This window comes from Methylomonas sp. Uni0009 (genome assembly GCF_054188105.3).
Genome location: NZ_JBTAFN010000001.1, coordinates 4211061 through 4225910, shown reverse-complemented (window position 1 = coordinate 4225910; position 14850 = coordinate 4211061). Strand labels below are relative to the sequence as shown.

At 49.8% G+C, this 14850-nt stretch carries 15 protein-coding genes and 1 riboswitch; of the genes, 6 read left to right on the top strand and 9 right to left on the bottom strand.

Going from position 1 to position 14850, the window contains the following annotated elements:
• Positions 1-38 precede the first annotated feature (38 nt).
• The 4 genes from ACWAU0_RS19570 to mutS form a co-directional block, all read right to left on the bottom strand.
• Positions 39-629 carry an OmpA family protein gene (locus ACWAU0_RS19570; protein WP_051670395.1) on the bottom strand — a complete coding sequence of 197 codons (591 nt, stop codon included), beginning with the start codon at positions 627-629 and terminating at the stop codon, positions 39-41.
• A gap of 14 nt (positions 630-643) precedes the next feature.
• Positions 644-1090: a FecR family protein gene (locus ACWAU0_RS19565; protein WP_225892855.1), complete on the bottom strand. Its 447-nt coding sequence runs from the start codon at positions 1088-1090 to the stop codon at positions 644-646.
• Positions 1091-1371: 281 nt separating this feature from the next.
• Positions 1372-3633: a CHASE2 domain-containing protein gene (locus ACWAU0_RS19560; RefSeq protein WP_458137631.1), complete on the bottom strand. Its 2262-nt coding sequence runs from the start codon at positions 3631-3633 to the stop codon at positions 1372-1374.
• A gap of 139 nt (positions 3634-3772) precedes the next feature.
• Positions 3773-6373 carry a DNA mismatch repair protein MutS gene (gene mutS, locus ACWAU0_RS19555; protein ID WP_458137630.1) on the bottom strand — a complete coding sequence of 867 codons (2601 nt, stop codon included), beginning with the start codon at positions 6371-6373 and terminating at the stop codon, positions 3773-3775.
• A gap of 166 nt (positions 6374-6539) precedes the next feature.
• Between mutS and ACWAU0_RS19550 the strand changes: the two genes are divergently transcribed.
• The gene (locus tag ACWAU0_RS19550) at positions 6540-7829 is read left to right on the top strand and encodes a tyrosine-type recombinase/integrase (protein WP_101052973.1); all 1290 of its coding nucleotides are present in this window, start codon (positions 6540-6542) and stop codon (positions 7827-7829) included.
• Here ACWAU0_RS19550 and ACWAU0_RS19545 read toward each other — a convergent pair.
• The 5 genes from ACWAU0_RS19545 to ACWAU0_RS19525 form a co-directional block, all read right to left on the bottom strand.
• Positions 7789-8091, bottom strand: coding sequence for a helix-turn-helix transcriptional regulator (locus tag ACWAU0_RS19545; RefSeq protein WP_458137629.1), 303 nt, complete (start codon positions 8089-8091; stop codon positions 7789-7791). The two genes, ACWAU0_RS19550 and ACWAU0_RS19545, sit on opposite strands and share 41 nt — an antisense overlap.
• A gap of 121 nt (positions 8092-8212) precedes the next feature.
• The gene (locus ACWAU0_RS19540; protein ID WP_026600434.1) at positions 8213-8680 is read right to left on the bottom strand and encodes a FlhC family transcriptional regulator; all 468 of its coding nucleotides are present in this window, start codon (positions 8678-8680) and stop codon (positions 8213-8215) included.
• Between the two features lie 12 nt (positions 8681-8692).
• Positions 8693-9286 carry an STAS-like domain-containing protein gene (locus tag ACWAU0_RS19535; protein ID WP_415878335.1) on the bottom strand — a complete coding sequence of 198 codons (594 nt, stop codon included), beginning with the start codon at positions 9284-9286 and terminating at the stop codon, positions 8693-8695.
• A gap of 32 nt (positions 9287-9318) precedes the next feature.
• Positions 9319-9927, bottom strand: coding sequence for a FlhC family transcriptional regulator (locus tag ACWAU0_RS19530; protein WP_458139241.1), 609 nt, complete (start codon positions 9925-9927; stop codon positions 9319-9321).
• Entirely contained in the window at positions 9917-10561 is a 645-nt protein-coding gene (locus ACWAU0_RS19525; RefSeq protein WP_240618036.1) for a flagellar transcriptional regulator FlhD, read from the bottom strand. The genes ACWAU0_RS19530 and ACWAU0_RS19525 overlap by 11 nt, the downstream gene beginning before the upstream one ends.
• Before the next feature lie 107 nt (positions 10562-10668).
• On the opposite strand from ACWAU0_RS19525, the gene ACWAU0_RS19520 reads away from it, so the two are divergent.
• From ACWAU0_RS19520 to cobM, 5 genes are all read left to right on the top strand, one after another.
• Positions 10669-11631, top strand: coding sequence for a hypothetical protein (locus ACWAU0_RS19520; RefSeq protein ID WP_415878334.1), 963 nt, complete (start codon positions 10669-10671; stop codon positions 11629-11631).
• An 80-nt stretch (positions 11632-11711) separates the two neighbouring features.
• Positions 11712-11841: riboswitch (cobalamin riboswitch) on the top strand.
• An 87-nt stretch (positions 11842-11928) separates the two neighbouring features.
• A complete protein-coding gene (locus tag ACWAU0_RS19515; RefSeq protein ID WP_101052980.1) occupies positions 11929-12105 on the top strand; it encodes a CbtB domain-containing protein in 177 nt (58 codons plus the stop codon).
• A 1-nt stretch (position 12106) separates the two neighbouring features.
• On the top strand, positions 12107-12754 hold the full coding sequence (locus ACWAU0_RS19510; RefSeq protein WP_101052982.1) for a CbtA family protein: 648 nt from the start codon (positions 12107-12109) through the stop codon (positions 12752-12754).
• Positions 12755-12756: 2 nt separating this feature from the next.
• Complete coding sequence (locus ACWAU0_RS19505; RefSeq protein WP_101052984.1) at positions 12757-14052, top strand: cobyrinic acid a,c-diamide synthase CobB; 1296 nt, start codon at positions 12757-12759, stop codon at positions 14050-14052.
• On the top strand, positions 14049-14849 hold the full coding sequence (gene cobM / locus ACWAU0_RS19500) for a precorrin-4 C(11)-methyltransferase (RefSeq protein WP_033158757.1): 801 nt from the start codon (positions 14049-14051) through the stop codon (positions 14847-14849). The genes ACWAU0_RS19505 and cobM overlap by 4 nt, the downstream gene beginning before the upstream one ends.
• The last annotated feature ends 1 nt before the right edge of the window (position 14850 follow it).

Below are 14850 nucleotides of genomic sequence, written 5' to 3'. Positions count from 1 at the left end.
CGCCAGCTTTCGAGTTGGCGGTTTGATGGGTTAGAAAATTATCGGATCGTCACTTCTACCCTACGGTTTCGCGGTTCGGACGTTTCATCGCCGGTCTTGATCAACAAATTCTTTTCGCCGTGCGATGTCACGGCGACCTCTTTGACATCCATTTTGCCGGCATCGAATAACTTGCTGACCTGAACGGCGCGCTCATTAGCCAGCTTTTCGTTTTTGCCGGCATCGCCCACGGTGTCGGTGTGGCCTATCACTGAAATATCGGCGGCCGGATGTTTGCTGGCGGCTTCGATGATCTTCGGAATCAAGGCCGCAGAATCCGCAGTCAGCTTGGTGCCGCCAGTTTCAAAATACAATAAAAATGTTTCCGGTAATACCGGCTCGGACGCCAAGGCTCGGCCAAAGTCCTTATTGATCTTCTCTTGTTCTACTTTGAATACGGTTTTAGAGTTATCCAGAGCCGCACCAAAACCGGCTTGTTCAACCACGGTTTCGCTGCCGGCACCGCTGAAAATCACTTTTCCGGTTGAGCCGTCGTGATCTTCCAGTAAGACCAAATAAGATTTGGCGCAACCGCTTAAAGCCAGCGCGACTGCGAATGTTAAGGTTTTGGGTATGGAAATTGTCGTCATGGCAAATACTCAGTTTAATCTTCAACTTTGACTAAAAAACGTGTGCCTCTTACCGCAATCACGCCGGTGGGGGTTTTTACCGTTACCGCTTCCGGTTTGAGTTTGGCGATGACGCCGGAAATATAGTGCAGGGTGCCTTTTAATAAGCTGGCGTTTAATTGCAATTTGTCCTGTTGTGGTTCGAATTGATATGCTTCTATCTTGAATTCGGTATTCGGGCCGATCGACAAAATGGTATTGTCTTTCAGTGTTACCCCGGCTGCGCCGTTTTGGTCGGTTTTGATAACGTTGCCGACATGAATTGGCGAACCAAGGCTGGCTTTGATTGGGCCGCTACTCTCGTCAATAGTCGTTTGATCGTTGATGGTTTTGATGTAGCCGATGACTGTTTCATCGGCCGATGCCGCATTCGGCATGCAAAGGGCTAACCCCAGGCTACAACAGGCGAAAAGACGTTTCATAATGGCCTCTACAAACGGTGTTTTGGGACATCAATAGCCGCGCGGGCGGTATCGAAATTCAGCGTGTAAGTATAGACAGCATTTAATTGTTGTCAGATTCAAGAGCTTATTTGTTTTAGGGCTATTCGTACGCCGCTTTTATATATTGTCTCACCGGCGAAGGCGGGAGCCTGGTGGCTATGTGGGATTCGGTTCGTGGTCTGGCTTTCGGGCGCGAGCTCACTATCGGAAACCTGCGCTTATAGAAGGGTTACCTGCATTAGATAAAAGTCTGAGCGGCTTTAACGGATCAGCAATTCCACCCAGAAAGTGCTGCCCACACCCGGTGTGCTGCTAACCCCGACGGTACCGTTCATCAATTCCGCCAGTTGTTTGGTAATTGCCAATCCAATACCGGTGCCTTCTATTTCGGTATTATCCGCACCCAGGCGCTGAAACGATTGGAATAACAATTGTTGTTGTTGCTCCGCCAGACCGTTGCCGGTATCGGTGATAGAAATTCTCACCCGGTTATCGTCCACCCGTCTGCTGCTCAAGTTGATGGAACCGTGGGGGCGATTGTATTTCACGGCGTTGGACAAAAAATTCAATAAAATTTGTTTGGCGCGTTTTGGGTCTGCTTGCAACTCAATGTTCTCGGTTAAGCAATTATCGACAATCAACGCCAGACCTTTATTTTGCGCCAAGGGTGTGATCAGGGTTTGGCAATCCTTGATCAGCTCCGCCAAATTGATGCTGCCGATATTCACGCTGATTTTGCCGGACTCGATTTTAGCCAGATCCAAAAGCTCGTTAATCAGCCCGAGCAAGTGCAGACCGGCCTTGAGTATTTCATTCACCGAGTCCAGGTGAGTTTCAGCCAAAGGATGTTCCTGGTCGTCCATTTGCATCAGCTGCGCAAAACCGATAATGGCATTTAGCGGGGTGCGTAATTCGTGGCTCATTTGCGACAGAAATTGGCTTTTGGCCAAGCTGACTTGTTCGGTCCGGTTAATCAATTCTCGCATTACCGTTTGTTCTTCGGCTTTTTTCAGCAGCATTTTCGCCATGAGCATCCGCTCGCCAATATCGTTGATGGTCAACACAGTGCCCATCAGTGCGCCCCGACTGCCTATCAAAGGAGCGATGGTCAGATTCGCGTTCATCGCATAATGGTCGGAAATGGATAAGCGGGTATTGCTGATTTTCAACGGTCCTTGATTGATGACGCTTTGTTGTATCAATTCTGCGATTCGATGCGGTTTGCCGTCTATTTCCAAACTAAAAATGTCGTCGATATTTTGACTGCTAGTCTTGGGACGTTTGCTGCCGATGATGTCTAGAGCGGCGGCATTCATGTATTCAATCGAGCCTTTGTTATCGGTGGTGATTACCCCATCGACGATAGCGTTTAAGGTGATATAGGCGCGCTTTCGTTCTGCGAATAAGGATTGGATCAGCTTCTCAAAATGCCGCCAGCTGCGTAGTGGATAGCTGATTATTAACACCAGTAATGCCACGGACGGTGCAAACCAATAGTGGCTGGTATGCAGTAAGACTAAGCAAAACAGTAAAATTGCCATGGACAGCATAGAAACCGCCAGCGCCAGCCAGCGCAGTGAAAAACAGGTGCTGATCTTGATGGCGATCCCGGCTATGACCAGGCTTAACAGAAATTGCCAATGGCCCGGCAGCGGTTGCCAAAGCGTTTGCTTAATCAGGCCATCCAAGCCGGCTGCGACGAAATCCACGCCGCTCATGGGCCGACTTCCGATAGCCAGAGGTGCCGGCAGGTCACGTTCTATACCGCTGGCGGTGAGCCCGACCAATACGTATTTATCGGTGAATAATTGTCCGGACACATTACCCGATAATACGTCCAAATAAGAAACCCTAATGAAATCACTGTCCGGCGCAAAGAACGGCAACCAGACCCGATAATCGCCATGTATGCTTTCTGGCGATGTTTCGATCCGTAAGCCCGGTAAATCGGCAAGTATCTCCGGATGGCTCAACGCATAAATAGCCAGCGGCATCGCCGACCACTGCGAGTCGCCCAAGGACAATCGCAATAAAATGCTTCTACTGATGCCGTCTTTGTCCAAATCGACATTGGCGTGCCCCAGGACTGCATGTTTGGCATAGTCCGGCAAGGGCAGCGTTTCCACCATCTTGTTATCGTTTTTTTCGATAATTACCGGCAGTACGACCTGTCCATTGTTGGCTAGAGCACGGCTTAAGTGCGCGTCCAACTCAGGATGTTGCCGATCCGCTTCGGAAAAAATAAAATCCAGCCCAATCGCCTTGGGTTTAGCCGGTGCTAGCGTCTCAAGAAGGCGAGCGTGAATATCTCTTGACCAAGGCCAGCGCCCCAGTTTTTGCAGGCTTTTTTGATCGATTTCGATAATGACAATATCTTTTGAAGCCGGTGTAGCCAACAGCTTTAGTTGGGCATCATAAATCCACCGATCAAAGCGCCACAGTGCATCCGTATAGCTTAAGCCGACCGTAAACAGTATCAGCAGCAAGACGATCAATGATTTTTCGAAGCGGCAAGTCGCCATGGAATTTACTGTGAAAGTGGAAATACTAGGAAAAGTATACTAGTTGCAACCGCAAACAGTTAATGTAAAACAAGGCTTTCCGCTGTTAACGGCCTGACAGCAGGGCACAAATTGTCTTGAGTCCGCAAACCCGCCACTATCAACGCTTGTTAGCTTTTAGCAGCGCTTTCAATCGATATAAGGCGTCCAATGCTTGCCGAGGACTTAAATGATCAGGATCGAGTTCTTCCAGCAGCACGACCGCCGGATGGCATTCCTGACTGGTGAATAAATCAAACTGGTTGATTTCGCTATGATTTTGCAGCTCGATATAGGCGGTGTTTTCCAGTTGCGCCAGCTTGTTTTTGGCGTTGGCAATGACGCTCTGCGGTACACCGGCAAGCGCCGCCACTTGTAAACCATAACTTTGACTGGCAGGACCGTCTTTCACGGCATGTAAAAATACGATCTTGTCGCCGTGTTCCATCGCGTCCAAATGGATGTTATGGATATTGGCTTGTTCTTCCGCCAGCGTGGTTAATTCGAAATAATGGGTGGCGAATAGCGTGAATGCCTGGGTGTGGCGAGCCAAATAATCGGCGCAGGCCCAAGCCAACGACAAACCATCGAAGGTGCTGGTACCGCGGCCGATTTCATCCATCAAGATCAAGCTGTTGCTAGTGGCGTTATGCAGAATATTGGCGGTTTCCGACATTTCCACCATAAAAGTCGAGCGGCCGCTGGCCAAATCGTCGGACGCACCAATGCGGGTGAATATCTTGTCTATCGGTCCGCAGCGCAGCGCTTGCGCCGGCACATAACAGCCGATGTGAGCCATCAGCACAATCAACGCCGCTTGGCGCATATAAGTCGATTTACCGCCCATGTTCGGGCCTGTAATGACCAGCATCCGCCGCTCTGCGGAGAAATTAAGATCGTTGGCGACGAAGGGAATACTGGATAGTGCTTCCACCACCAGATGCCGGCCGGCGATAATGTCGATGCCCGGCTGTTGGTCCAATATCGGTTGGGACAAGTTTAAGGTTTCGGCACGTTCGGCAAAATTTACCAGCACATCCAGTTCGGCCAAGGCATTGGCGCACTGCTGCAGATCGAGTAACGCATTGCCTAGCGTTTCCAGCAACTGATCGTATAAGGCTTTCTCGAAGGACAGGGATTTTTCGCGGGCACTTAGCACCTTGTCTTCAAAAGATTTAAGCTCCGGCGTGATGTAGCGCTCCGCACCTTTCAGCGTTTGTTTGCGGGTGTAATGCACCGGCACCTTGTCTGCCTGGGCATTGGAAATCTCGATGTAATAACCGTGCACTCGGTTGTAATTGACCTTGAGTGTGGCGATACCTGTAGCCGCTCGTTCGCGCAGTTCCATATCGATCAGGAACTGGTCGGCGTTCTGACTGAGATTACGTAACTCGTCCAGCTCGGGATGATAACCGGGGGCAATCACGCCGCCGTCGCGAATCAGCACCGGCGGATTGTCGATGATGGCGCGTTGCAACAGGGCCAGTAATTCCGGTTGCTCACGCAATTGCGTGCGCAGGCTTTCCAGATGCGGATTGTCGCTATCTGCCAGCTGGCTTTGCAGTTGCGGCAAAACCGCCAAGGTCTGTCGCAGTACCAGCAAATCACGTGGTCGCGCGGATTTCAGAGCGATACGTGAACTAATCCGTTCTATGTCGCCCACCTGACGCAGGCAGCCTTGTAGATCTTCGTATAAATGATTCAGCAATAGACTGGCGATGCAGGAATAACGGCCATTGACAATCGCATGATCGCGCAGCGGTCGGTGTATCCAACGCCGTAGGCAACGGCTGCCCATCGCGGTGGCGGTTTTGTCCAACACCCCCAACAAGGTGTATTGCAGTTGACCGCTGGGATGGCTGTCCAGCTCCAGATTACGGCGGCTGGCGGCGTCCAGGCTAATGCTGTCATCGCTGTTCTCGACGCGGATGCCTTGAATATGGGGCAGGGCGCTTTGTTGGGTGTCGCGGATGTATTGCAGCAAACAACCTGCCGCGCAAATGGCCGCCGGTAAATGTTCGCAGCCGTAGCCTTTCAAATCGTGGCTGTTGAACTGTTTTAAAATCAATAGCCGACAACTATCCAAGTCAAAATGCCAGGGCGGCCGTTTGCATAAGCCCCGGCGTTCCTTGATGGCCGACGGCAGTTTAATATCCTCGCTATACAACAATTCAGCCGGGTTCAAGCGCTCGATCTCGCTAAGTAGCTGGGTTTCGCTGTCCAATTGCTGTAGTGTAAATTTCCCGCTGCCTAAGTCCAGGCAAGCCAGCCCGAAGAACTTGTCGAATACGGCTAAAGCCACCAGCAGGTTGTCCTTGCGATCCTCCAACAACGCTTCGTCGGTGACAGTGCCTGGCGTGACGATGCGCACCACCTTGCGTTCTACTGGACCTTTGGATTTGGCCGGGTCGCCGATCTGCTCACAGATTGCAATCGATTCGCCTTGTTTAAGCAGGCGGGCGATGTAGTTTTCCGCTGCATGATAAGGAATGCCGGCCATAGGGATGGGTTGGCCGCCGGACTGCCCGCGAGCGGTCAGCGTAATATCCAATAACTGCGCGGCCTTTTTCGCATCATCGAAAAACAGCTCGTAGAAATCTCCCATTCGGTAAAACAACAGCGTTTCAGGCTGGCCGGATTTGATGCGCATATATTGTTGCATCATCGGGGTGTGCTGTGTTTTGTTGCCTTGCCTGCTGTCTTGTTTTGTTTGGATATTCATTCGTAAGTTAATGAAATAACAGATAATATGTCTATGTTGTGAGCCGGGTTCACTCCAGCTACACTTTTCAAAACTTCCCTGCACTTTGCTGTTTAGTATAGGTTTTAGTATAGGTTTTTTCGAGTTATACTCGTGTCATCGATCAACATAAAAAACCTATACTAAAATGCAATTCGATGCCCGCACCGCTAAAGCTTTGCAGCCAGGACAGCATATGGCTTTTGACGATTACCCAGGACTGCGTTTGTCTGCCATGGCAAAAGTGAGAACTTGGTTTTATCGGTATAGAAGCACTGTTGATGGGCGCCTTAGGCAGGTGTCAATTGGTCATTGGCCATCTATGTCATTTCCCGTGGCTATTGTCGCTTGGGAAGCTTTGAAAAACCAGCGTGATTCTGGTAATGATCCTGTATTAGAGGCAAAGCAAGCTAAGTTAGAGGCAAAAGCTTTAATATTAAAACAAGAGGCGGCAAATTCTGAAAACGCTTATACAGTTAGAGTGCTGTGTGATGAATATTTAGCTGGACATGTTTGTCGCCACAGAGCCAAAAAAGGTTCTACTGAAATTACTAGGATGTTTAACACAATGCTGGGTGATATGGCGGATTTACCATCCACTGCAATTACCCGCTCAATGGCTTTTGATTTGATTCAAAAGTACGCCGCAATATCGCCCGTGCAGGCCGGAAAATTACGATGTGAGTTAGGAGCAGCATGGGATTATGCAATGGATGCCGGCAGACTACCTGAAGCTGCAGTAAATTGGTGGCGCTTAATTTTACGTGGAAAAATTAGATCAAAAGGAAAGACCATAGAAGGTAAGAACATCGGCGTGGTCAAACGCGTACTCACTGAAGACGAAATCGGTGAATTGATAGCTTGGCTTCCAAATTTCGCACCGATAATTACTGACGTTCTAATGTTATATCTCTGGACCGGAACTCGCGGCTCAGAAATTGTCGGCATGTCAGGAACTGAAATTAGTGAAGAGGGCGGTCAAGTTTGGTGGACGATACCGAAAATTAGAACGAAAAATGCTCGACATGAAACTGCTACAGATCAAAGGGTGCCCTTATTCGGTAGGGGTTTGGCAGTGGTGTTACGGCGGAAAAAATTGTATGGAGACGGTTTTCTATTTCCATCCCGTCATAAAGTGGGGCACATCGAACAAAAATACGTCACTGAACAGGTGTTTTATAGACAGCCCTATAGTCAGATACGCCCTGAGCAGGTGAGGCCTCGATTAACGGTGACTCATTGGGCACCGCATGATTTGCGACGGACTTCACGCACCTTGCTTGCAAAATTAGGATGTCCAGATTCCGTAGGTGAAACGATTCTCGGTCATATGTTACCCGGTGTGGTAGGAACTTATAATCGGCATCAATATGACGATGAAAAACGCCTATGGCTCTTTAATCTGTCAGAGCATCTTGAGTCATTGGCAAATTTCTAGATTTAGGTTTGCCGTTGCGTCCGCCTATTGCCGTATTAGGAGGGGGTAATAAATCGGAAACAGGACGCGACTCAGCCCATTCTTCAATTTCGCGTAGTAACCAGCAGGAACGGCGTGCAGATGCTTTACGAGGCTTAGGGAACTCATCGGCACGAATCAATGATTGGATGGTAGATTCAGAAAGCCCTGTGACTTCTGAAACCGCCTCAAGATCAATCATGATGGGTCTCAATACCGACTGACGTTTATGGGCGTTACTCATGTATTTGTTGTCTACCAATAAATAGGTCGCTCGTTCGATCCGGCCTTGTTTTAAATAAAGCAATGACCGGATTGGTTGCCATTTTATCTTACTCAGGATTCAAATATTTTGGTTAACCTTCTCATAAATGTATTTTGCAGATGCTGCAGCGATCAGTGAGATCTTCACGGGCTTTTAACAAAACCCAAGATTGACATTGTGGACACTTCGAAAGTTGAACTCGTTTATCTTTGATGTCCTGTGCCACCACCCAAGCATCGGAAAACTCGAGTTGTCCCAAGGGATATGATTTTTTATACGCATTAAAGGCAGTAATTAGCGTCTGGATTTGGCCTTCTTTCGATTTGGCCGTGGCAACCTGAAAACACACGGCGAAGATGGTTACATCTTTATACTTACGGCGACTACCGGTCAAACCTCGGGTTGAAAACTTGATCGATCCACGACTGGGCGATTGGCCATGTAATTGACGGTATGTCTGCCTCAGTAACTTTATTGGTACTCCCGTTGCTTGATGCACGATTTTGACTTTCGCATGGAGATTGAGCAGTTCTATCGCCAAGGTTTGTTGTTGATATTTCTTGAGCATTAGCTGCCTCCCTTAATCAATAGTGCCGCTTAATCCAAGCATGGCTTCCAGCATCGGAGGCGATTCTCTATTGATGTTTTGAATAAACTGACTCGAAAATCGAGGGGTAAAACATAGCCAGTTTGAGCGGGAAATTAAGTCAATGTCTTCTAAAGATAAACGACCAACTGCCAAGCGCATGGCCTCATCGGTAATCCCCAAGATTAATTCGGTCAGCACCGGGTTCTCCCGTGCGATTTCTCTGGCTTTGATGAGCCATGCCTGATTCATGGAATAGATCTCTTCATCGCAACCCAGTTGATCTATCGCCGTCAGTTTGTCAAAGTAGGCCTCAAGATTTTTGAATGCTGACTGCATCATGTTGTCGACGTGCTCCGCCATATTGACTATTTTCAGTTTCGATTTCAGATAATCGGATCCGAATTCGGCAACCAGTGGCAAAAACAATTCCTGAAAGAAACTCTGCGTGATGGTTTTGACGTCCTTAAAATCAATCGTCAGCGATTGCTGATTGGCAAAACACTCCCGTGCCAGTCGCGCGAAATTTTTGCCATGGATTGTCTGGGGTATTTGGGAATGGGTGGCTGTAACGACAACGATATGCATGCGACTTCTCCTTAGTAGCTCATTGATTGCCTCTAACGAGTGCTTGGTTTGTTCAAAGATTGACTTTTTGATTTTGCGGAAACCCAACGCCGCCGCCCCGACCGATCAGTCCACACCTCGCAGATAGGGCATTGGCTAAATGCGGCATCAGGGTGAATCATGCCCAGGTAGCGGGCGCGGCAACGACCGCAAACCATGAATACCAAATCACCCGCAGAGAGCAGGCTGGTCAAATACCAAGCCCTGTTGATGTCTAACGGATAAAGTTGACTGGAGCGTGGTTGGATAAATTGCCTATCGGCTAAAATTCTGGAAGCAACCTTGGTGTATATCTCATAGGTCGCAACCAGTAAGGTCGCGCTTAGGCTTGGGGTAGAAAGCCGGCTCCTAATGTCTTCAATAATGCTTAAAAATAAAGAAGCATGAATATTGTTGAATGCTGAGCGAATGGCCCATTGATGATCATGTGGCAGCATGCCTTGTTTGGGCGATTTTCCTTGTATAGCTTTAAAAAATGTGATGCTTTGCTTTCGGGTTAGATGGCAGAGTTGGCTGACAATTGGCGGACGGGTGCCGAGTTGAATTAGCCTTTCCGCCAAGACCAAGTCTGCGCCTATATTTGACCTGCTTTTAAACGGCATTGGTTTCATCCGCAGTTCTAGTGATACAAGGTTGGAGGAGATCCACATAGGCAACCAGGGGCAAGTTGCTTGGGGTATAGACAGGCAATAACTGAATCACAGCGCGACTGCTTTCGGCGTGTTCACGAAGTTGCTCCTGTGTCATGCCGGCGAGACGGTCTATGCCAACTCGATCTAATCCAAATCGCCAGGCCGCTTCTTCAGGATTACTGCGCGCGCACTCTCTAGCAAGCATGAGATATTCGAAATTTAACCGGGCAAGATCTTCGTCCAGTGTTGACATAAACGCCTCTGAGTTGATTAACGACTGTTGTCGATATGCTAGGAGAGCAACGCGCAAATGTCTCGGTCGCAAAGTGACCTGATTTGGGTCACAAAGCTCCGGAAGCCTCGATTGATCTGATTTGGCGTTGTTGAAAATAATTGGCTTATTGGGCTGGTTATGCTTCTTTCGGCATGTGATGTGCGGCCAATTTGATAACGCCAGGCAATTTGCATGGTTTGATGGATTGAATGATTCTGAAATTCTTCTAACCTCGTTCTGCTTATTAGAGGCTTTGCCCACAACAAGTGGAGTCTTAATTGGCGTTTGACCTGAATAAGTGCTTTCCAAAATCATTTTTACTTCGCTCATCTCGCATTCGTTATGGAGGACATTGTTATGAATCGGCTATTCGCTAACCAGACCGCAACTACCGGTTACCTGGTTTGGGGTGGTTTATGCGCGAGGTAATTCAATGCTTGATCGATTGGTTGGATAGTGAGCCAAGCGATGAAAAAGGCCACCGCATATTGCGCGCGTTAGCTCAGGAATCGTTAAAGAAAGTGGATTTCGAAGAGTCGGAGCGACGTTTCACGGCCGATGCAATCGTCGCTGCTGTTGGTGAGTCCTTAGACAGTGCCGAACCTAAAAAATGGATCGACTGGCCGGGTTCGTTAAAAAAATATTGCGAAATCCGTGAACCGCAAATCATGGAGTTTGCCCGTAAGCGTAGGCTTTCGCATTATCCAAAGCCGGAGCGTAAAAGCACAAAGGGAGGGCCGGGACGACACACGACGTTCTATATCAAAGCTGAAACGGTTCCGGTGATATTGGAAGAAGACCAAGCAATCGAGAATGTTCGGGCTGGGAGCAACATAGCCGATTTGCAAGCCAGCTATCAACTGACAGAATTGGGTGAAGTCAAACCCAGTTGGATCGCGAGTTGGTTATTTCGGCACGGACAAATCGAATTACGCCGATGGCATGTATGGGGAGTACTGGGCTGGTTGGCAACAATAGGCGGACTTGCATTGTTAATTGCCTATGCAGGATGGCTATCGTTATCCGTGCCTAGGCCGGTGACAACGCAAGATTTGACATTACTGGTCAGTATTTTTGCGATTCCCTATGGTTCCTGGGTAACTATCATCAAGCCTTGGATATTATTGTTGGATGATCGAATTGTCGTAGCCCATGAACTATTCACAAATTTTTATGAACAGTCTGCGCAGTTCGAACTGCTTCGAGACGGAGATTTAAGAGTAATTCGGTTAGTTCGGTATTCGGCGGCATGTCCCATTTGTGGCGCCACTATTTATCTCGAAAAAGGCGAGCCGGATTACAGACGAAGATTGGTGGGGCGTTGTTATGAAAGCCCGAGAGAGCATGTGTTTAGTTTTGATAGAATCACTCGTTGCGGGCGATTACTGGTTGATCGATAACTTGTCGAGAGGAGCTGCTGCCGCACCGTTTATTCTTATTTCAATACATTTCATTTGCCCTACGACTAGCTGCGGCATACAATCGCCGCTGGTTTTAAGGTTCCCGCTCTTGGCGGGTGAAACTGGAAGTCGGTTAAATGCCGACGCTGCCCCCGCAACGGTAGGTGATTCGTCACGAGCCCGGAGACAGGCCTAAAACTGTAGTCAACAGTATTGCGGAGGGCGATCTGTCAAATCGGTTTTTTTGGTTTGTCTTTCCCTCTGTTATTCCGTCCACCTTTTTCGGAACAGACAACCATGAAAACACTCGCGGCATCTACCATCCTTTCTTCCTCAAAAATCCTGCCCGGCCTGAGTGCTATTGTTTTGGGCCTGACCGTCGTGTTAGGTTTGGGTTTCTTGCAGGACGCTAACAACTACCTGCATAACGCCGCCCACGACGGACGTCACAGCGCAGCTTTTCCTTGCCATTAACATGGCGGATTTTCGTAAGCTGGTCACCATCTCGCTACTGGCGGGACTATTGGGCGGCTTGTTACTCAGCGTGCTACAACACTATCAAACCTTGCCCTTGATTTTGGCCGCCGAACAATTCGAAACGCCATCGGCTGAGCATGTGCGTGACTGGCAACCGATGGACGGCTGGCAACGTAATGGCTTTACCTTGCTGTTCAATGGCCTAACCGGCTTCGGCTTTGCCTTGTTTATCAGTGTCGCCCTGTACTGGCGGGATCAACATGGTTACCTGTACGGACTCGGCTGGGGTTTGGCCGGTTATTTGGTATTTTTTGTCGCGCCATCATTGGGCTTGCCGCCGGAGTTGCCGGGCACCGACAGCGCCGAATTACACAGTCGCCAAGCGTGGTGGCTTTTTACGGCCGCCGCTACCGCGATTGGCTTGTTTGGTCTGTTTTTGACCAAACAGCGCTGGCTGCAAATCGGCGGCGCTGGCTTACTGGCCTTACCGCATCTGATCGGCGCACCGCATCCGGAGGTTGCCCAGGCTTTAGCGCCCGAAGCCTTACAACAGCATTTTGTGGTGTTGACATCCATCAACAACGCTATTTTCTGGCTGACCTTGGGCGCAATATCGGGCCGATTGTTGCGTAAAGTAACGTTTTAGTGGTGAATGCTACTGCAACACGCCATTGCCCGGCGATATTGATCAGCGCTCCTGCCTCCGGGCAAGGCAAAACCACCATTACGGCGGCTTTGGCCTATTACTATCGCCAGCAAAACCGCAAGGTACGCGTGTTCAAAACCGGCCCGGATTTTATCGATCCGCAAATATTGAGCTTTGCTTGCGGACAACCGGTTTATCAGCTGGATTTATGGATGATGGGCGAAGCGCATTGCCGTGAGATGCTTTATAACGCCGCCGACGCTGACATCATCTTGATTGAAGGTGTCATGGGCTTGTTCGACGGCGATAGCAGCAGCGCCGATTTGGCACAAACACTAGACGTGCCGGTGGCCGTTGTCATCGATGCGGGCGGCATGGCACAAACTTTTGCCGCTGTGGCTTACGGCTTAGCCCATTACAGAGCCAACTTGCCGTTTGTCGGCGTCATCGCCAACAAAGTCGGCAGTCCGGGTCATGCTAAATTGCTGGAAGAAGCCTTGCCGGACAGCATGCCGCTACTGGCGGCGATGGCGAAAGATGAAACGGTCGGCTTGCCGTCGCGGCACTTAGGCTTAGTGCAGGCCGATGAAATTGCAGACCTTGACCTTCGCCTGGCGCGCGCAGCCGAATTACTCAGTAGCCATGCGCCGTGCCGATTGCCGCAGCCGGTTGCCTTCGCGCCGATCGCCACCTCCCCGCCGCCACCGTTACTGGCTGGTAAGCTTATCGCTGTGGCTCGTGATGCGGCGTTTTCGTTTATCTATCAAGCCAATCTGGATTGTTTGCAAGCCATGGGCGCTGAACTGACGTTTTTCTCGCCGCTCGCAGACCACGTATTTCCCGAGGCAGACAGTGTCTACCTGCCCGGCGGTTACCCGGAACTGCATCTCCAAACATTGGCCGACAATGTCGCCATGAAACAAGCCTTGCAGCAACATCATCAAGCCGGTAAGCCGATTTACGCAGAATGCGGCGGCTTTTTATATTTGCTGGAACGCTTGATCGATAAAGACGGCCATGCGGCAGCGATGGCTGGTCTGTTACCCGGCAGCGCGCAGATGCAAAAACGCTTGGTGAATCTGGGCATGCACAGTTTGCAGTTAGAACAAGGCGAAATTCGCGGGCATAGCTTTCATCACTCGCAACTGGAAACCACACAGCAGCCGTTCACCGAATCGAAGCCTCAACGCAATCGTAGCCGTAGCGAAAACTTTTATCAGGTGGGTTCGTTGCGAGCGTCTTATCTGCACACCTACTTTCCGTTCAACCCCCAGGTCGCGGCTGGATTTTTTCTATGAGCACTCAACCTAAAGTATGGTTTGTCGGCGCAGGTCCCGGTGATCCTGATTTAATCACTGTCAAAGGTCGCGACTTAATTGCCAAAGCGGATGCCATTTTGTTCGCAGGCTCTCTGGTACAGGCCGCAGCGACGCAATGGGCACCAAGCGCTTGCGTGATCAAAGATTCCAAAGACATGACTTTGGAGCAGATTACCAACTGGCTGACCGAACAAGCCGGTCCGGGCAAAACCGTCATTCGCCTGCAAACCGGCGACCCTGGCTTGTACGGTGCATTGATTGAAATGGTGCAACCACTGGATGCGGCCAACATTGCCGTCGAAGTAGTGCCGGGCGTCTCGTCGGCATTTGCTGCGATGGCTTGCGCAGTCGAAAGCCTGACCTTGCCGGAAGTCACGCAGACCGTGATTTTGACTCGCGTTGAAGGCCGCACACCAATGCCGGACGGTGAATCCTTGCAAGAATTGGCCAGCCATCACACCACGCTGTGCCTGTTTTTATCGATCACCTTGTTGCCCTTGATCGAGCGCGAATTAAAAGCCGCCAACTGGGCTGATGATTCCCCGGTATTGGTGGTTCATAAGGCCAGCTGGCCGGGTGAACAACAGATTATTCGCGGCACCCTGGCTGATATTCGCGAACGCTGCCGGGCCGCCAAAATCAACAGTCAGGCCATGATCGTGATTAGCCCCACCTTGGGCGCGAGGCACTGGCCATCGTTAAAAAAATCCAAACTTTATGATGCCGGTTTTACGCATCGTTTTCGCCGCGCCGAGCGGCCTCAGCCTAAGGAATAAG